At 60.3% G+C, this 18,469-nt stretch carries 21 protein-coding genes; 18 read left to right on the forward strand and 3 right to left on the reverse strand.

Annotated elements, in window-relative coordinates:
• Positions 1-2: 2 nt before the first annotated feature.
• The 17 genes from QK293_RS22385 to QK293_RS22465 all read left to right on the forward strand — a co-directional run bounded on the left by QK293_RS22385 (position 3) and on the right by QK293_RS22465 (position 13,640).
• Positions 3-659, forward strand: a complete 657-nt coding sequence (locus QK293_RS22385; RefSeq protein ID WP_282381160.1) for an SCO family protein — start codon at positions 3-5, stop codon at positions 657-659.
• Positions 656-1,282 carry an SCO family protein gene (locus QK293_RS22390; RefSeq protein ID WP_282381161.1) on the forward strand — a complete coding sequence of 209 codons (627 nt, stop codon included), beginning with the start codon at positions 656-658 and terminating at the stop codon, positions 1,280-1,282. Before QK293_RS22385 ends, QK293_RS22390 begins: the two co-directional genes overlap by 4 nt.
• A 9-nt stretch (positions 1,283-1,291) precedes the next feature.
• Positions 1,292-2,842 (forward strand): ABC transporter substrate-binding protein, encoded by a 1,551-nt coding sequence (locus QK293_RS22395; protein WP_282381163.1) that lies wholly within the window; start codon positions 1,292-1,294, stop codon positions 2,840-2,842.
• 15 nt (positions 2,843-2,857) lie between these two features.
• Positions 2,858-3,811, forward strand: coding sequence for a peptidylprolyl isomerase (locus QK293_RS22400; RefSeq protein WP_282381165.1), 954 nt, complete (start codon positions 2,858-2,860; stop codon positions 3,809-3,811).
• 222 nt (positions 3,812-4,033) lie between these two features.
• A complete protein-coding gene (locus QK293_RS22405; protein ID WP_282381167.1) occupies positions 4,034-4,561 on the forward strand; it encodes a response regulator in 528 nt (175 codons plus the stop codon).
• A gap of 84 nt (positions 4,562-4,645) precedes the next feature.
• Entirely contained in the window at positions 4,646-6,352 is a 1,707-nt protein-coding gene (locus QK293_RS22410; RefSeq protein ID WP_282381169.1) for a GspE/PulE family protein, read from the forward strand.
• The gene (locus QK293_RS22415; protein WP_282381171.1) at positions 6,333-7,136 is read left to right on the forward strand and encodes a hypothetical protein; all 804 of its coding nucleotides are present in this window, start codon (positions 6,333-6,335) and stop codon (positions 7,134-7,136) included. The genes QK293_RS22410 and QK293_RS22415 overlap by 20 nt, the downstream gene beginning before the upstream one ends.
• A 1-nt stretch (position 7,137) precedes the next feature.
• Positions 7,138-7,683 carry a PilN domain-containing protein gene (locus QK293_RS22420; protein WP_282381173.1) on the forward strand — a complete coding sequence of 182 codons (546 nt, stop codon included), beginning with the start codon at positions 7,138-7,140 and terminating at the stop codon, positions 7,681-7,683.
• On the forward strand, positions 7,670-8,218 hold the full coding sequence (locus QK293_RS22425; RefSeq protein ID WP_282381176.1) for a GspMb/PilO family protein: 549 nt from the start codon (positions 7,670-7,672) through the stop codon (positions 8,216-8,218). The genes QK293_RS22420 and QK293_RS22425 overlap by 14 nt, the downstream gene beginning before the upstream one ends.
• Positions 8,218-8,736 (forward strand): hypothetical protein, encoded by a 519-nt coding sequence (locus QK293_RS22430; RefSeq protein WP_282381178.1) that lies wholly within the window; start codon positions 8,218-8,220, stop codon positions 8,734-8,736. Before QK293_RS22425 ends, QK293_RS22430 begins: the two co-directional genes overlap by 1 nt.
• Positions 8,733-10,562 carry a secretin N-terminal domain-containing protein gene (locus QK293_RS22435; RefSeq protein WP_282381181.1) on the forward strand — a complete coding sequence of 610 codons (1,830 nt, stop codon included), beginning with the start codon at positions 8,733-8,735 and terminating at the stop codon, positions 10,560-10,562. Before QK293_RS22430 ends, QK293_RS22435 begins: the two co-directional genes overlap by 4 nt.
• Before the next feature lie 2 nt (positions 10,563-10,564).
• Positions 10,565-11,038, forward strand: coding sequence for a type II secretion system protein (locus QK293_RS22440; RefSeq protein ID WP_282381183.1), 474 nt, complete (start codon positions 10,565-10,567; stop codon positions 11,036-11,038).
• Between the two features lie 4 nt (positions 11,039-11,042).
• Complete coding sequence (locus QK293_RS22445) at positions 11,043-11,417, forward strand: type II secretion system protein (protein WP_282381185.1); 375 nt, start codon at positions 11,043-11,045, stop codon at positions 11,415-11,417.
• A complete protein-coding gene (locus QK293_RS22450) occupies positions 11,392-11,937 on the forward strand; it encodes a type II secretion system protein (RefSeq protein ID WP_282381187.1) in 546 nt (181 codons plus the stop codon). The genes QK293_RS22445 and QK293_RS22450 overlap by 26 nt, the downstream gene beginning before the upstream one ends.
• Positions 11,934-12,326, forward strand: a complete 393-nt coding sequence (csgE, locus tag QK293_RS22455; protein WP_282381189.1) for a curli production assembly/transport protein CsgE — start codon at positions 11,934-11,936, stop codon at positions 12,324-12,326. Before QK293_RS22450 ends, csgE begins: the two co-directional genes overlap by 4 nt.
• The gene (locus tag QK293_RS22460) at positions 12,323-12,742 is read left to right on the forward strand and encodes a curli assembly protein CsgF (protein WP_282381191.1); all 420 of its coding nucleotides are present in this window, start codon (positions 12,323-12,325) and stop codon (positions 12,740-12,742) included. The genes csgE and QK293_RS22460 overlap by 4 nt, the downstream gene beginning before the upstream one ends.
• Positions 12,743-12,773: 31 nt before the next feature.
• Entirely contained in the window at positions 12,774-13,640 is an 867-nt protein-coding gene (locus tag QK293_RS22465; protein ID WP_282381193.1) for a CsgG/HfaB family protein, read from the forward strand.
• A 1,072-nt stretch (positions 13,641-14,712) separates the two neighbouring features.
• On the opposite strand, the gene QK293_RS22470 is transcribed toward QK293_RS22465, so the two are convergent.
• Together QK293_RS22470 and QK293_RS22475 are read right to left on the reverse strand one after the other, a co-directional pair.
• Complete coding sequence (locus tag QK293_RS22470) at positions 14,713-15,246, reverse strand: hypothetical protein (RefSeq protein WP_282381195.1); 534 nt, start codon at positions 15,244-15,246, stop codon at positions 14,713-14,715.
• Positions 15,246-16,049 (reverse strand): hypothetical protein, encoded by an 804-nt coding sequence (locus tag QK293_RS22475; RefSeq protein WP_282381197.1) that lies wholly within the window; start codon positions 16,047-16,049, stop codon positions 15,246-15,248. Before QK293_RS22475 ends, QK293_RS22470 begins: the two co-directional genes overlap by 1 nt.
• A 573-nt stretch (positions 16,050-16,622) precedes the next feature.
• Between QK293_RS22475 and QK293_RS22480 the strand changes: the two genes are divergently transcribed.
• Complete coding sequence (locus QK293_RS22480) at positions 16,623-16,979, forward strand: DUF6124 family protein (protein ID WP_282381201.1); 357 nt, start codon at positions 16,623-16,625, stop codon at positions 16,977-16,979.
• A 101-nt stretch (positions 16,980-17,080) separates the two neighbouring features.
• Here QK293_RS22480 and QK293_RS22485 read toward each other — a convergent pair whose 3' ends face one another.
• Positions 17,081-18,460 (reverse strand): curlin, encoded by a 1,380-nt coding sequence (locus tag QK293_RS22485; protein WP_282381203.1) that lies wholly within the window; start codon positions 18,458-18,460, stop codon positions 17,081-17,083.
• Positions 18,461-18,469 lie beyond the last annotated feature (9 nt).

The following is an 18,469-nucleotide window of genomic DNA, read 5'->3' on the forward strand; positions in this document are numbered from 1 at the left end:
ACATGAACCGATTCGCACACCGTGGATTGCTGACGTTCTGCCTGTTGGCCGCCGGCATCGGTCAAGCCCTGGCCCACTCGCCGGATGAGCACGCCGGTCACGAAATGCCGGCCAAAAGCGCCCGTTCGGAAAGCGCCCAGGTCAAGTTCGCCGATGTGGCGCTGGTGGACCAGAACGGCAAACCAGTGCGCCTGGAAAAAGACCTGGTCACCAACAAGATCGTGGTCATGAGCTTCATCTACACCCGTTGCACCACGGTTTGCCCGGTGGTGTCGTCGATCATGGGCAAGGTGCAAAAACAGCTGGGTGCCCGGGTCGGCAGCGAGGTGCAGCTGGTGTCGATCAGCATCGACCCGCAGCGCGATGACGCCAAACGCCTGAACGACTACGCCCGCAACTTCCAGAACGGCCCGGGCTGGAGCTGGCTGACCGGCAGCTCGCAGTCGATCAACGAAACCCTCAAGGGACTGGGCGCCTTCAGCGGGGACTTCAAAAGCCATCAGCCATTGATTCTGGTGGGGGATGGCAACAGCCGCCACTGGACCCGCTACTACGGCTTCACCGACCCGAAGGTGCTGGCCCGTGAAGTGGAGAAACTCAGCGGTCAGCGCAACGTCCACGCCAAGCACACGGCCATCGCGATGGAGCAGAAGCCATGAGAGCCCTCGACTGGATCACCCTGACGGTTTGCTTTTGCATGTTCAGTTCGCTGGCGCTCGCCCACGAAGGGCACGAAGAGCCAGCACCGGCGGTGGCCGCCGTTGCCGCACCGCCAGCCAGCGGCACGCGCGATGCAAAAACCTGGTTCACCGACACGCCGTTGCAGGACCAGAACGGCGAGACCCTGCGGTTCTACAGCGACGCGCTGCAGAACCGCGTGGTGCTGCTCAATGTGATTTTCACGAGTTGCAACGATGCCTGCCCGCTGATCACCCGCAAGCTCAAGGAAGTGCGTGAGGTGCTGGGCGACAAGGCTGACGGCATCACTTTTATCTCCCTTACCAGTGATCCGCTGCGGGACACCCCGGCGGTACTCAAGGCTTACACCTTGAAGCAGGGCGTCGATGGTCCCCACTGGCTTTTTCTTACTGGCGACAAGGCGCAGATGGACCTGGTACTGGGGCGCATCGGCCAGATCGTGCCGACCCCCGAGCAGCATTCAACACAACTGATCGTGGGTGACGTGGCCAACAAACGCTGGAGCAAAATCCGTCCCGATGCCCCGGCCGCCGCCATTGCCCAGCGCTTGCAATTGCTGACAATGCCTGTGGCCGGCCGTTGAGCCTGCGCCATGAAAACCTCACTCATCCTCGGCCTGTTACTGCTCAGCGGTCTCCATTTCGCCGCCGAAGCGTTGCCGCTGAGCCCCAACGAAAGCGCCGGTAAACGGCTGTATCGCGAGGGTGTGTCCGGCACTGGCGAGCCGATCATGGCGCGGGTCGGGGCGGCGGACATACTGTTGCCGGCCACCAGCCTGCCGTGCGCCAACTGCCACGGCGCCGATGGCCTCGGGCGGCCCGAAGGCGGGGTGCGACCGCCGGATCTCAGCTGGTCGCGGCTCACCAGCACTTACGGTCAGCAGCAAATCAATGGCCGTCATTACCCGGCGTATACCGAAGGTACGTTGGCGCGTGCCATTCAGGAAGGGCGTGATCCGGGCAACAATCGGCTCGATCCGGCGATGCCGCGATTCGTCCTGTCGACGAATGATCAGCGCAACCTCACGGCCTACCTCAAACGCGTGGCCGATGACCGCGACCCCGGCCTGACCCCCGACAGTCTGCACCTGGGCACGTTGTTGCCACGCCAGGGACCGTTGAGCGAGGAGGGTGCCACGGTGGCGGCGGTGCTCAAGGGCAGCGTCGCGCGAATCAACGAAGCGGGCGGGGTTCATGGCCGGCAGTTGCGCCTGACCATCGTCGATCCGGGCCCGGACCGAGCCAGTGCCGAGCAGGCGCTGGATCAGTTGATCGAGCAGGAACAGGTGTTCGCCCTGATCGCGCCGCTGGCACTGGCACCGGCACTGGACTTGGCCGCGCGCCTGGAGCGGGCCGGCATTCCGCTGATCGGACCGTTGTCGTTGCTGGGCACGGCGCAGGCCAGTCGGCAGATTTTCGAGCCGCTGCCGGGTTTGCGCGAGCAACTGATCGCCCTGGCCGATTACGCCACCGACAATTTGCGGGTGCTCCAGGGACCGACGCTGATCCTCTATCCGGACGAGCCGAGTCAACGGCTGGCAGCGCAGAACCTCAGCCAGTACCTGCAAGATCACGCCTGGCAAAAGGTCAGTCTGAAAACCTACGACTCGGCGCAGGATGAACTGCCACTGGGCTCGCGTTCGGTGTTTTACCTGGGCAGCGGCGGCGGTTTCAGTCGCCTCGCCGAGCGCTTGCAGGAGGCGGGGCAAGTGCCTTACCTGTTCGCCGCGTCGAACCAGGTGGCGGGTGATCTGTTGCAGGTGCCCAGTGCTTTTTCCCGGCGGGTGTTTCTGGCTTATCCGTTCGTACCCAGTGACTGGACGCTGGCCGGACGCCTGGCCCTGACCCAATTGCGCAAGCACCAGGGGCTCGGCGGTCAGCATGCAGTGCTGCAAGTCGGCGCGTTCAGTTCGATGTTGCTGCTCAGCGAAGGCATGAAACAGGCCGGGCGCGACGCCAGCCGCGAGAAACTCATCAGTGCGCTGGAAGGCCTGCGCGACTTCGATACCGGGCTGACCCCGCCGATCAGCTTCGGCCCGGGCCGCCGCCTGGGCTTGAGTGGCGCGCATATCGTCACCGTGGACTTGCCCGACCAGCGCTTTTATCTGGTCGCACCCTACAAACCTATTGCTGCTACACCCTGACTGGAGGTCTCGATCATGACGTTCAAGACTCTGCTGCTCCTGCTCACGATGTGGGTTCCCGTGGCGTTCTGTAGCGATGGCCCGGCCGCCGCGCGGGTCAATGGCGAGGAAATTTCCGAGTTCCGCCTGGAGCGCTATTTCGCCGAGTACCTGGAGGACCAGGGCCGGGCGCTGGGCAGCCTCCGCAATCCCAAGGCCTACAAGCAATTGCGTCAGGCGGCACTGAGGGCCTTGATTGACAAAGAATTGCTGTGGCAGGAAGCCGTCAAGCGCGGGGTGGTGATCAGTGACGAGGTGGTGCAAAGCCAGGTCGATCAGACCCGGCAAGCCATGGGCGGTGCCGACGTGTTCACCCGGCGCATGGAAGACGCCGGTTTCGACGAGGCCGCGTATACCGAGTACACCCGCCGCGAACTTGCGGCCCAGCAGGTGTTTGCCGACCTCGCCAAGGTCGCCGGGCCAGACGAAAAACAGGTCCGCGCGTTCTATGACGAGCATCGCGCCGAGATGAGCCGGCCGGAAGAAATCCAGGCACGGCACATTCTGATCAAAGTGTCTCAAGGCGCTGATTCCGCCACAGTCGAAGCAGCCCGGCTACGCTTAGAGGAGATGCAGGTGAAAATCAGTCAGGGTGAGGACTTTGCCAGCGTGGCCCGGGCCGGTTCCGAAGACGCTTCTGCGAGCGAGGGCGGTGATCTGGGCTATTTCCCTCGCGGGCGGATGATGCCGGAATTCGAAGCAGTGGCCTTTGCCCTGGCACCGGGGGCTGTCAGTACACCGGTGCGAACACCGCTGGGCTGGCATTTAATCTACCTACAGAACCACTTGGAGGCGACCGATGTCTCAGAGGTGCAAGGGCTTGAAATGGTCAGGGCTTACCTTGCCCGACAGCAACAGGCTCAAGCTCGTCTACAGGTGCTCGCGCAGCTGCGATCAAGCAATCGAATCGAACGGATTGACGATGATTGAAGGTTCCCCCCCAATAGTGGGGGAAAGCTTCCAGGGATATCCGAGCGCTTCCCCGCCTTTGGGGGATGGAGATTCTGGACGAAATGGTTTTTTCATGAAAATCAAAGACGTGCAACGGTAAAAAAACCGGCGCTCAGCCTGGCATGAAGTGTGCGTTAGCCCCATTGAAGGCGCGTACTCCCAGGGCTGGAACATCGGACCTGCGGTTTCAAGGAGTCGACCTTGTTAAACAAAGTACTGGTTGTCGAAGACGAACAGCTGCTGGCGGAAAACCTTCAGGGTTACCTGCAGGCGCAAGCGCTGGAAGTCCGGATAGCTCACAACGGTGAATCTGCAATCGGTGAAGCCGAACGCTTTTTACCCGATGTGATGGTGTTCGATTACCGCTTGCCCGACATGGAAGGCTTTGAGGTGCTCGATGCTGTCCGCCAGAACAGGAAGTGTCATTTTGTGCTGATTACCGGGCACCCAACCGCTGAAGTCTGTGAGCGGGCCCGGCAACTGGGCGTCAGCCATATCCTGTTCAAACCGTTTCCATTGGCGGAATTGGCCCGAGCGGTCTGCGACCTTCTGGGGATGGAGCGCGGACCCAGAGCGAGCATGTCCGAGGGATTCGTCGAACGACGCCAGAGCAGGACCGAGAGTTTCCCGCTGCAGTTGTACGACGGCAGTTGGGTGCTGGCAGATCGTCGACGAAGTCTATCGACCTCCATGGCACCAGACGACGAACAATTGCTCACCGGGGAGTAGTGGCGCGACAAGACGTTCCGGCATCCGCCGCAATGGCCTGCCGCGTCGACAGGGCTCAAAGCCCCCGGCGTTGGAGAGCATGCCATGGACCGTCTATCCCTTGCCGTCGAACCGGCGCTGTTGGACTGTGTACCGTCTCGATTTTCCAGTGAACAACTGGCCCAGGCCCGGGCCAGGGCCACCCGTTCCGGCGAACGTATCCTGGAAGCCCTCGGGGTGTTGTGCGAACTGGCCCCCATGCCTTTCATCCAGTGCCTGGGCGCTACCCTGTATTATCCGGTGCTCGACACCGACGCCTTGTTTCAGGCCACCCCGGTGTTCGATCGGGTCACCCTGGCCCAATGCCTCAAGCGCGAATTCATCCTGCTGCGTCACGACGATGCGGTCATTGGTGTGTTTGCCGACCCGTTCGACACGACTCGCCTGGCCTGGATCGACGACTGCCTGCACGGCGCGTCGCTGTACCTGGTGCATGCCGACGACCTGAAGGCCTACCTGGCACGCCACGAAGAGAGCTTCCACGCCGTGGAATCGCTCAACGCCCAGGCCGACGCCAATATCGAAATCGATACCCTGCAAAGCCTGTCCCTGACCAGCATCAGCGAAGACGCCAGCGTGGTGGTCAAACTGGTCAACTCGACCCTCTACGACGCGCTGAAAATGCACGCCAGCGATATCCATCTGGGCACCACCGGCAGCGGCCTGGTGATCAAGTACCGGATCGATGGTGTGCTGAACAACATCAGCAAAATCCAGGGCAGCGAATTCGCCGAGCAAGTGATTTCCCGGGTCAAGGTCATGGCCGAACTGGACATCGGCGAAAAGCGCGTGCCCCAGGACGGTCGCTTCAAGATCGGCATCAGCGGCCGGCAGATCGACTTTCGGGTCTCGATCATGCCGAGCATTTTCGGTGAAGACGCAGTGTTGCGGGTCCTCGACAAACAGGACCTGGCCGACAAGGTCTGCGGCGTGCAGTTGCAAGCCCTGGGCTTCGAAGACGAAACCCTGCGCCATCTGCGTCGGCTGGCGGCCGAACCTTACGGCATGGTGCTGGTGACCGGCCCCACCGGTAGCGGCAAAACCACCACGCTGTACGCGATGATCACCGAGATCAACCACGGCGTGGAAAAGATCATCACCATTGAAGACCCGGTGGAATACCAATTGCCGGGCGTGCTGCAAATCCCGGTCAACGAAAAGAAAGGCCTGACCTTCGCTCGTGGTTTGCGTTCGATCCTGCGCCATGACCCGGACAAAATCATGGTCGGTGAAATCCGCGACCCCGACACCGCACAGATCGCCGTGCAATCGGCGCTCACCGGGCACCTGGTGTTCACCACCATTCACGCCAACAACGTGTTCGACGTGATCGGTCGTTTCACCCAGATGGAAATCGACCCTTACAGCCTCGTCTCCGCCCTCAATGCCGTGCTGGCCCAGCGCTTGATCCGACTGGTCTGCGCCAGTTGCAGCGCGCCGAGCAACCCGACTGACGAAGAACTGCGCGCTTCGGGCCTCGATCCGCAACAGGTTGATCACTACCACTTCGTCCACGGCAAGGGCTGCGGCCATTGCCGGGGCACCGGGTATCGTGGGCGTACGGCGATTGCCGAACTGCTGCACCTCGACGACGAGCTGCGGCAAATGATCGTCGAGCGCCAACCCATTTCGAAAATCAAGGCCCTGGCTTGCAGCCGTGGCTTACGCCTGTTGCGCGAGTCGGCACTGGAGCTGGTTGCAAATGGGCGGACCACGCTCGAGGAGATCAATCGTGTCACTTTTATCTCGTGATCGTTTTGTCGCCGTGCTCGGCGCCAGTGGTGTCGGTCTGGGCCAGCGCCGCGGCAGTGGAACCCTGTGGCTGGGCAGCGTCGGCTTTATCGACGAAGGCTTCCATGCCTGGGCGGTGGCGCTGGAAACCCTCGACCGTCTGCTGGCCGAACACACCCGTCCCGGTGACGAATTGAGTGTGGTGATCTCGGGGCACTTCAGCCGCTTCTGTCTGGTGCCCTGGAGCGAACAGATCAGCAGCCCTGCCGAATTGCTCGGTTTTGCCCAACTGTGTTTCGAAGACCTTTACGGTGTGCCGACTCAACCCTGGAGCATGGTGCTGTCGGCTGAACCGGCGGGCTACGACCGGGTCGCCACCGCGCTGCCGCAAGACTTGCTGACGCAGCTGCGCACGCAGGTCGCTGCTCGTGGCCTGCGCCTGCGTTCGGTGCAGCCGTACCTGATGGCGGCGTTCAATCATTTCGATAAAAGCTTCGACGCCGACGACTTCCTGTTCGTGGTCGCCGAGCCGGTGCGCAGCGTCTTGCTGCTGGCCCGGGAAGGGCGCTGGACATCGGTGCGTTCGGTGGGCAGCAGCGACAGCGACGCCGCACTGACGGCATTGATCGGTCGTGAAAACCAATTGCAGGCGTCCACCAGCGACCGGCCGCTGAGCGTTTATCTTCATGCGCCGGCGCGCATTGACTCGCACCCTGACGTACCCGGCGTGCACTTGCGCACCCTCGAAGAAGACCGGACATCCGTACGCGATGGCTTGTACGTCATGTCCCGCGCGGTGGCCTGATATGCGCGCCCTGATGCTCGATTTCCAGCCGCCTCGCCGCTCGGGCCCTTTGGGCTGGAGCCTGCTGGCCGGTGGCGTGGTGCTGACGCTGACCTGCTTGCTGGTTCAGCAGCACCTCAGTGAACAGGCCGCGCAACAGCAAGGCCATTTGCAAACCACCCAGCGCGGTCTCACCGGCGACACCGGCAGCAAGGTCAGCCTGACCCCGGCCGAAGCTCGCGAACAGGCGCACAACCTGGCCGAGATGCGCAAGGTGTCCCAGCAATTGCGCCGGCCTTGGGAGCGCCTGTTCGCCATGCTCGAAGCCATGCCCCGGGACGACATTGCTTTATTGACCCTGACCCCGGATGCCCGCAAAGGCCAGGTGCGAATCAGCGCCGAAGCGCGGGACCTGGAAGCCATGCTCGACTTCCACCGCAGCCTCGAAGCCAGCGACGAGCTGTCCGATGTGTCGCTGCTCAGCCACGAAATCGTCGCGAACGTGCCGGAACACCCGGTGCAATTCAACCTGTCGGCTACCTGGGAGATTGGCGATGCAAATCCCTAGATTGATCGTCCACGAATACCTGCAAGGCTTGGGCATTCCCGGCCTGGCAGGGCTGGCGATGTTACTGCTGGCGCTGGTGTATGGCCTGGTCGGCCTGATGCCTGACTGGCAGTCGCTGCAAACGCTCAGCCAGCAGACTCGCGAAGCCGGCGAATACCTGGCCAACGTCGAAGACGGCACGGTTGCCGCTCCGGTGGTGCCGCAACGTCAGCTCGACGATTTCCGCAGCAAGTTGCCGTCCCAGCCTCAGGCCACCGTGGCCATCGACAAGATCTACGCGCTGGCAGCCCAGGAACACATCACCCTGGCGCGTGGTGAATATTCCCTGGGCGTCGACCCCAAGACGCACCTGGCCCGGTATCAGATTCTGCTGCCGGTGCGCGGCAGCTACCCGCAACTGCGGCGCTTCCTGCATGCCTTGCTCGGCCAGTTGCCGGCGGTGGTGGTGGAAGACGTGGAGTTCCAGCGTAAAAAAATCGCCGACACCGACCTCACCGGGCGGATCCGCATGACCCTTTACCTGTCGAGGTCATGATGAATACCAAACGCGTAGTGGGCTGGGTGGCGTTCTTCGGCATGGCGGTGGCGCTGACCTGGCTGCCTGAATATTTCACGTCGTCGCAGGAGGGCGATGCTTCGGTTGCCGCCCTGGCTACCCCGGCTAAAAGCAAAATCCGCGGTGCACTGCCCGCCACGGCAGCCGGTAAAACTGCGGCGGCAGTCAAGGACCTGGGCCCGGCTGGCGACCTGTTCGCCGCCCGCAACTGGAAGGCTGCGCAGCAGCTTGCCACTGTCACCGAACAACCCGTCAACCTGACCCCGGTCGTGCAAGCCCCCAGCGCACCACCGATGCCTTTCCAGTTCATTGGCAAGCTGAGTGACCGTTCGGACCTGCAAGTGTTTTTGCAGAACGGCGAAAAAATATACGTCGTACGCAAGGGGGATGTGATCGACGAAACCTGGCGGATAGAAGGGATTTCCGATGTGGAACTCAGTTTTGTCTACCTGCCTCTGCATTTGTCTCAGACTTTGTCTGTGGGGAGCACGCAATGAACAGATCCCGTTTGCTGTTGAGCCTTTGCCTTTGTGCAGGGTTGGCCGCGTGCAGTTCCGCGCAGGTCGCCAAGCAAGAGGCGACCGACCTGATGGAGTCGGGACAGTACGAAGCCGGTTTGGCCCGCATCCAGGAAGGGCTGAAGGAAAACCCTCGCAACACCGAGCTGCACCTGGCCCTGAACAGCAGCCGTGCTCGTGCAGTGACGGCGCTGTTGACCCAGGGCGACATGGATCGCGCTCAGCGTGATTTCGCTTCCGCCCGCCTGAATTACGGCCGGGTGTTGACCGTCGAACCGAACAACCGCCGTGCCCAGGACGCGCTGCGTCAGCTCGATCACATGCGCAGCCTGGATGAAAAACTCGAATTGGCCCGTGGCGACCTGCGTCGCGGCGACATCTACGGTGCCGACCGTCAGGTGAAACAAATCCTCGATCTGGACCCGAAAAATGAAGGGGCGCTGGAGCTGCAAAGCAACGTCCGCCTGGTGCAAAGCCGCAACGTGATTGCGTATCCACAACTGCGGACCCGTCTCGACCGTCCGGTGACCCTGGAATTTCGCGACGCCAACTTGAAAACCATCTTCGAAGTGCTGTCGCAGGTCGCCGGTTTGAATTTCATCTTCGACAAGGACCTGCGCCCGGACATGAAAGCCACGATCTTCGTGCGTGACGTGCGCATCGAAGACGCCGTGGAATTGCTGCTGCAACAGAACCAGCTGCACCAGAAGGTGGTGAACGAAAACACCTTGCTGATCTACCCGGACTCGCCGCAGAAGCTCAAGGATTACCAAGAGCTGGTGATGCGCACCTTCTACCTGACCAGCATCGATGCCAACACCGCGCTGAACATGATCAAAACCATGCTCAAGACCCGCGACGTGTTCGTCGATGAACGCCTCAATACCCTGACCATGCGCGACTCTGAAGACGCGATCCGCATGGCCGAAAAACTCCTGCAATCGCAGGATCAGTCCAACCCTGAAGTGGTGCTGGAAGTGGAGGTGATGGAAGTCGCGACTCAGCGGATTCTCGACCTTGGCCTGCAATGGCCGAACACCTTCGGCGTGGTCAACAGCGACGGCTCGGCCGTGACCCTGCTCGATCAACTCAAAGGCATCAACTCCAGCCGGATCTCCATCTCGCCGTCGCCGCAGGCCAAGATCAACGCCCAGGACAACGACATCAACACCCTGGCCAGCCCGGTGATTCGGGTCAGCAACCGCGAACAGGCGCGCATCCACATCGGTCAGCGCGTGCCGATCATCAGCGCCACCTCGGTGCCCTCGACTCAAGGCCCGGTGATCACTGAAAGCGTCACCTACCTGGACGTCGGTCTGAAGCTCGAAGTGCAGCCGACCGTGCATTTGAACAACGAAGTGGCGATCAAAATTGCCCTGGAAGTGAGTAACGCCACGCCACTGGAACCGACCCGTCAGGGCACCATTCCGGTCCAGGTCGATACCCGCAACGCCCAGACCACCTTGCGTCTGCATGACGGCGAAACCCAGATCCTCGCCGGCCTGATGCGCAACGACCATGGCGCCACCGGCAACAAGATCCCCGGCCTTGGCGATATTCCCGGCCTGGGCCGCTTGTTTGGCAGCAACAAGGACACCGTCGGCAAGTCGGAGCTGGTGCTGTCGATCACGCCGCGGATCGTGCGCAACCTACCGTACCAGAGCCCGTCGGACATGGAGTTCACCACCGGTACCGAAACCAGCATGCACATTCAGGCACCGGAGCGCGGGATGGACTCGGCGATTCGCTCAGAGACCCTCAGTGCTCCGGTTGCCTCCACCCACGGTGTCGTCGAGAAGCCTTGATCATGAACGCCTCGCAACGCGGTTTTACCCTGATCGAAGTCGTGGTGACGCTGGCCCTGATCGGCTTGCTGGCCGGCATGGCCGCGCCGCTGACCGAGACCGTGGTGCGCCGGGGCAAGGAGCAGGATCTGCGCGCAGCGCTGTACCAGATTCGCGATGCCATCGACGCCTACAAACGTGCTTTCGACGCCGGCTACATCGAGAAATCCCTGGACAGCAGCGGCTACCCGCCGAACCTGCAAGTGCTGGTGGACGGTGTGCGTGATGTACGCAGCGCCAAGGGGGCCAAGTTCTTCTTTTTACGGCGCGTGCCCCATGACCCGCTGGCGCCGGTCAAGCGTGACGACGACGGTGGCTGGGGCGTGCGCTCCTACGACAGTACGGCTCAAAACCCGCGCGAAGGCGAAGACGTCTTTGACGTTTACTCCAAGGCTCGCGGCAAAGGTCTCAACGGCATCGCCTACCGGGAGTGGTGAGATTATGCGTCGGGAAAAGGGGTTTACCCTGCTGGAACTGATGGTGGTCATGGCAATCATCGCCACCCTGATGACCATCGCGTTGCCACGTTATTTCAACAGCCTCGAGGTCTCGAAAGAGACCACGCTGCGCCAGAGCCTGTCGGCCATGCGCGAAGCACTGGATCACTACTACGGCGACACCGGGCGTTATCCCGATTCCATCGAGCAGCTGGTCGAGCAGCGTTACCTGCGTAACCCGCCGATGGACCCGATCGCTGAACGCAAAGACCTTTGGGTGCTGGTGGCGCCGCCTGACGGCGTCTCGGGTGGGGTCGCCGATATCAAAAGCGGAGCCATAGGGAGGGCGCGTGATGGCAGCCTGTATTCGGAGTGGTAAGCCTTCGAACGAGGCCGGTTTCACTTACCTGGGCGTGCTGTTTCTGATCATGTTGATGGGCCTGGGCCTGGCCAGCGCTGGCGAGTTGTGGTCCACCGCCTCGCGCCGTGATCGTGAACGCCAGTTGCTCTGGGTCGGTACTCAATATGCCCAGGCATTGCGCAGCTACTACCGCAGTTCACCTGGCCTGGCTCAGTACCCAAAAGAACTGGCGGACCTGTTGCAGGACGAGCGTTTTCCGTCGCCCAAACACCACTTGCGCAACCTGTACCCGGACCCGATCGGGGGTGGCGAATGGACGCTGATGCGCGGTTTCGACGGGCGCATCACCGGCCTCAACAGCCCCTCCACGGACACGCCGCTCAAGCAGGCGGATTTCCCCACGCAATGGTCGGACTTCACCGGCATGGCGAGTTACAAGGACTGGCAGTTCGTCGCCGAGAAGGCCTTCCTCGAGGGTGCGTCCGCGCCGAAAGGCCCCTCCAAAAACGCCTCAGGCGTTGGGGCGGTGATGCCATGAACAGACACTGGCTACCGGCCCTGGTTCTGATGCTGATGACGTCCTTCGTGTCGGCCGCTGAAGAGGACGAAATGTTGGGTTTTATCGTCGACGACACGATCTCGCACATCGGCCACGACTTTTATTACTCGTTCAGTGAACGCCTGCGCGCCACCAGCCCGATGGACTTCAACCTGGTGGTGCGCGAACGTCCTTCGGCACGCTGGGGCAGCCTGGTGACCGTGGAATATCAGCAACGATTGGTTTATCGGCGCTTCCTGCCGCCGAACACCGTGGAGTTGAAGGACGAGGCCTATGAGGCTGCCGATCTCGTCCGCGTGCAGATCGTCCAGCGCAAGCTGGAAGCCTTGTTGCAGGACACCACCGACCTTGAGAGGGACGAACTATGAACATTGGAGCTTTCTCGCAACGCACGGGCATGTGGTTACTAGGGTTGGGCAGCTGTGGGCTGGTCCAGGCCACGGAGCTGGTCTACACACCCATCAACCCGTCGTTTGGCGGCAACCCGTTGAACGGGACCTGGTTGCTCAACAACGCCCAGGCGCAGAACGACTACGACGACCCGGACTTGAAGGACCGTGCATCCGTGGCCGGCGCTTCGGCCCTGGAGCGTTTCACCAGCCAGCTGCAATCACGACTGCTAGGCCAGTTGATGGACAACATCTCCGCGGGCAATGCCGGGAGCCTGACCACCGACGCTTTTGTTGTGAACGTCATCGATGACTCCGGCGCACTGACTATTGAAGTGACCGACCGAGCGACCGGTGAAGTTTCCGAAATCCAGGTGAATGGCCTGGCCCCTTGACGGGGATTTGGGTCGATGGGGAGTTAAGGACATGAAAAAAATAATTGCGCTAGGACTGATGTTGGCGGCATTACAAGGGTGCAGTTTGCGCGAGCCGATGGGGGCCGAGCAGGACACCGAATCACCGACCCTGACACCTCGGGCGTCGACCTATTACGACTTGCTGAACATGCCACGACCCAAGGGCCGGTTGATGGCGGTGGTGTATGGCTTCCGGGATCAGACCGGGCAGTACAAACCGACCCCGGCCAGTTCGTTTTCCACCAGCGTGACCCAGGGCGCGGCCAGCATGTTGATGGATGCGTTGCAGGCCAGTGGCTGGTTTGTGGTGCTGGAACGGGAAGGGCTGCAGAACCTGTTGACCGAACGCAAGATCATTCGCGCCTCGCAGAAAAAGCCCAATACGCCGGTGAATATCCAGGGCGAGTTGCCGCCGTTGCAGGCTGCCAATTTGATGCTGGAGGGCGGGATTATTGCCTATGACACCAACGTGCGCAGTGGCGGGGAAGGGGCGCGGTATCTGGGGATCGACATTTCCCGGGAGTATCGGGTGGATCAGGTGTCGGTGAACCTTCGTGCCGTGGATGTGCGCAGTGGGCAGGTGTTGGCCAATGTGATGACGAGCAAGACTATCTACTCTGTTGGGCGCAGTGCCGGGGTGTTCAAGTTTATCGAGTTCAAGAAGTTGCTGGAGGCTGAGGTGGGGTACACCACGAACGAACCGGCGCAGTTGTGTGTGTTGTCGGCGATCGAGGCGGCCGTTGGGCATTTGCTGGCGCAGGGGATTGAGCGGAATTTGTGGCAGGTGGCGGGGGATAATTCTTCGGCTGACAACAATGCGACGCTTGACCGCTACCTGGCTCAGAACAAGGTTGTGCCTGAGGGTGAGGAAGAGTGAACCGAGGCGGCCTTCGGGCCGACCTGGTTTTTGATCTTTTGATCTTTTGATCTTGGCGGCCTGATAGCCGACCAAGCTCTGGCAGATGTAACCTGACCAAACTGTGAGAGCTGGCTTGCCTGCGATGGCGACCTGATTGCCGACCTATTTCTTTCAGGTGTACATATCCATTTCTGCGGTAACGGCCGCTAATGGTTTCGCTTTTACAGCGAGTCCCTTTTTCAAACGCCAAAAAGGAACCAAAAGGCTTCGCCCCAGCGTCCGGCCCCTCGCTTAGGCTCGGCGTTCCTTCGTTCCGGCATTCATCTGGGGGCATCGCCTCCGGTTGGCTTCGCTTCAACCTCCTCTCGATGTGTTCGACTGCGTCGAACGGCGCTGCGCGCCTGCCCCCAGATGAACACCTCCACTCAGCCTCCCGAAGGGGCGGGCAGATCAAGATCAAGAGCTGCAGGCGAGCTAACGCTCGGCCTGTTGAGTGGTGGATTACGGCTGTGGGTTTGTGTTGTGCTTTAAATCCACCCCTCATCGGAACGCCGCCCGTCGATCCCTCCCGAAACGTCGGACCGGCCCATAGGGGCGAGGGGGAGAGGGAGAGGGAGTTGATCTTGTGCTTTTCAAAACCTGAATTCGATTCGTAATTGCAGGTCGTTAAATTTCTTTTAAACACCTCGGTCAGTTCCCTCACCTAGGCTCGGCTAAACCAGGCCCGTGTATCTGGCCCAACCACACATTGCAAACATCCAGACAACGCAGAATAGATTGATATGACCAGGAATTACGATCCAAGGCCGCAGATGTGCAGGAAACGTCTTCACTTCTTCAATTGAGACGGGATCTAAACGGCGCTGATACTTGAATACCAATAGGGAATAGACCATTCCCATACTTCCTAGCCGGCTCAAGAAACTGCCGGACGGTTTAAATCGGTATTGCTCGACCAGATTCGATTTCACAAAGTGCGCCTGGCATTCCTCCGCTTTGACGTAGGCGGCGTATACCGATACCGCTGTGTTCACCAACATCACTGCCGCCCAAAGTAAACAAGATGCCAAAAACGCCCAGTCATGCCGACTCATGGAGCGGTAACCTGATAAAGCATTTCGCCGGCAACTTCACCGAGAACTGCCCCCCCGTCTGCAGTACCGGCGATCACAGCCCCACTCACCACCAACATACAAACGAGTCCACCTAGCCCTGCCGTTCCAGCGCCAATGGCTGCACATGTTGCAGGGGCAACCATCGGGGCCAGTCGGCCTGCCGCTATGCCACCCAAAACGTTGCCAGACAATTTCGAGCCCTCCACAAACTTCACCTGACGACATTCCTCTTCGCGCCCACTGCGGCAAGTCTCGCTAATTTTCATTGCGGCTGAACCTGCACCCAGAGCAATCGCCACGTAACCACCTACCTTCATATATTTAGCGGCTTGAGAGACTGCCGAGATGTTCGTTGCGTAACCCGGTAACTGCGTTGGAGAACCTGCTTTGTTCCAATGATGAATAGTTTTGCGAGACGAAAGCCCCAACGCTCTTTTGAGCTTAGGATGATCTGCGAGCCCGAGTCCCTTACGCACCAAAGGCCCGAAACCGGCGTCCAGTTTCGCCATCAGGCGTTTGCGTCGAGCAAAAAACTCTGGTGAATGAAGATGACGATGTTGTCGGTACTGCTCTTGATGTAAGCGCTCCAATTCTTTGAGAGTGTCTCCGAGGTCTTCCAGTGACGACCGACCATAAACGACGCCACGCCTAGTCCACCTGAAGAGATACCTAGAAACGGTTCTATAACCTCATGGTGTTCAACCATAAACGAAGCCTCTTCATCACTCAGATCCTTGAGCGCCTCGTTGACCTTCTCGGCAGCAATCATCATCTGCGCCTCTTCACGCCGGCACATGTAGTGCCGTGGATCGCTGAAGATCACCATTTGCCCCGGTTTCACCCTTTCGCCGAGATGGCGATTGAGCGAACGAAATTCGCGACGTAACGCATCGCTTGGCGAACTCTCGTAAAGTGAGCGTTCCGACGACTCAAGACTCATGGCCTTTTCAACAATATGAAAGCCCGACTCGGCCGGTTGGGCTGCGTGAAGGCGTGATCTTCGACCAGATGTTGCGCCGGGGGGGGCGGGTTTGGTTTTGAAACCGTTCCATGATCCGCCTCCGTTATCCGTATTGACGCGAGGTGTGACTATCGCCCAAACGCCGTTGCTCACGGCCTGAATCAGTTTTTGCTGGTGGGCGGTTTGCATGTAGTTGGAGCGGTTGGCGCCCACGGCATTCAGCAGGTCGTCGAAGCCTTGTAAGTCGTATGGGTAGTTCAGGGCCTGACGAAGCGCATCGGCAGCTTGATGGTTGTCGAGTACTTGGCCGCTCTGGCCGGCGAGTTGGTGTTGGGGGATGAGTTTGGTCACGCTTTGTGCCCGGTCCTTGGAAACGGGGCACTTTGGCGATAGGGCTCAATGGTGGATGCCGGGGGATTCGGTTTGGCTTGTAGGGGAAGTCCGAATTTTTCTCGGTGTTTGGGGGAGGGTGGTTTGTCAGTAGGTTATTGGCCTGCCTGCGATTGCGGCCTGACAGCCGACCAGTCTCTTGCAGATGGACCCAGTCCAACAGGGAATATGTGCTGATTCGAGGGGCGTGTTTAATGGCGTTTAGCGTTACTTCCTGAAAGCTACAGATCCTTGCGCCGTTGCCTACGACTACGCCAGAATCCGCCGGCTTGTACGCTTTGTATCTGGTCTTTATCGTTTCCGGGCCGCTGAATTCAGCGGCCGGGTTTAGCGACCCGGACTATTCAAAGTGCATCAGCGTTCCAGACTTTCTTGCTGACTTTTGATGTCTGCAATTACGTTATGGTGGCTGTATGCGGGAGATCTTCGGGTCTACCGGGTGCCTTTGGCCGGTTCGCTAACCTGCATACAGTCGCCACCCTTACTTGTTTAGCGACAGGTTCTGGTGGCGCTATTTTCCAAAGGAGCTTCACCATGTTCAAAGCCACACCCAATCCCCCAGGAACCGACACCGTTTCCCCCTACGCGTCACCCGATTCAAAAAAACTCCACGAAGCCGCCGACCGCGCCCTCGACCATTACCTCAATCCCCACGAAGACATACCCGAGCGCAAACCGAGGACGATGTTCGTCATCGCCCCGGACATCGACACCGAAAGCCTGTTGGCACACGCCTGTGAATCGCTGGCTTCGGCGAGTGTCATGGCCAGTGATTTCGCGGTGTTTGTGGAGGGGCCACAGCGCAGCATGTTATTGGGCATCCAGCAGGTCATCATGCTGGCCGACCTGGCGGTGAATCGGGCGCTGGATAACATCGATCCGCAGGCGTAAGCCGTACCATCGATCATTCCCACGCAGAGCGTGAGAACGATCAACCGGGACAGGCAAAAAACCGCGACCCTCCAAGGGCCGCGGTTTTTTATGCAGCGCGATTATTGCTGCAGCACAGTCGCCTTGTTGTCAGCACCCAACTGCTGCACGGTCGCAGTCTGGGTCATGCCACTCTGAGTGACGCTGGCGATGTTGCCGGTGCCGCCCTGAGTGACGTAGGCCACGTTCATGGTGCCGGACTGGTCGAAGTTGGTGGTGTTGCCGATGCCGGTGCTAGTGCCCTGGGCCAGGTTGGTGGTGCCGCGCTGGTCGGCGATGAGGATGTTGTCGCTGCCGTTCTGGTCGAAGTACAGCTCGTTGTAATTTTCAGCCTGTTTGACCGTGGTTTTGTTGCCGGTGCCCGTCTGGCTGGTGGTCATGATGTGGCCGACGCCGTCTTGTTTGAAGCTGGCGGTGTTGTTGTTGCCGGCCTGGGTAATGGTTGCGCGCTGGCTGCTGCCGAATTGGCCGCCCAGTTGCGGGCCTTTCCAGTCGCTGGCGTAGACCTTGTTTTCAGTCCCCACGGAGGTGGCGTTCAGCACATGGCTGTCGCCGCTCTGATAGGTGAAGTGCACGTTGCCGGTGCCTTGTTGATAGAGCGCCAGGACCGAGCCGACGGAGTCGAACTGGTCGGCATAGATCGCGTTGACGTCGCCGACTTGCAGGACCTGGGCATTGTTGTTTTCGCCGAAGCTTTGGTCGACCACGGTCTCGTTGGTTTGCCCGTACTGGTTGACGGTGGCCTCGCTGGCGGTTTGCCCGCCTTGCCAGACTTCGGCGCCGTTGAAGTCGCCGAACTGGTTGATGGTCACGGTGCCGCCGTTGCCATCGCGCTGGTCGCCATAGGCGTAGTTGCCTTCGCCCGCCTGGTTGAGATTGATCTGGCCACCCATGTGGGCGATCTGTTCGGCGGTGGCGTAGTTGGCGGTGCCGTACTGGATGATCACTGCTGCGTTGGCAGTGCCCAGTTGGATCTGTTCGATATTGGCCTCGTTGCTGTCACCAAACTGGAAGGTTTGACCGGAGGTGCCTTCCTGACTGTCCTGATAAATGAACGAGAAGTTGCCGGTGCCTTGCTGTTGTTGCAGCGCTTCGTTGCCGCCCATGCCGATCGACTGGCTGGCATGGCTGGAGTTGCCGCTGCCGACCTGTCGTTGGGTGATGGTGCTGCCGTTCTCGAACAGTTGCTCGGCGTAACCGGCGTTGTAGTCGCCGAGTTGATCTTGGGTGATGGTGCCCGTGGCGTTGTCTTGCACTGCCGCGGCATCGTTGCCCTGGCCAAGTTGTTGCTGGGTGGCGGTACTGAATGGAGCCGCGGTCTGTTTCACATCAGCGACGTTGGCGGTACCGAGCTGGTCCTGGGTGGAAACGCTGTCGTCGGCCATCGCCTGGGCACTGACAATGACCAGGATGGCGGCGGTGAGGGGCGTCAGTTTAAACATGATGAAACC

The organism is Pseudomonas sp. AL03, assembly GCF_029960815.1.
Taxonomy (GTDB): Bacteria; Pseudomonadota; Gammaproteobacteria; order Pseudomonadales; family Pseudomonadaceae; genus Aquipseudomonas.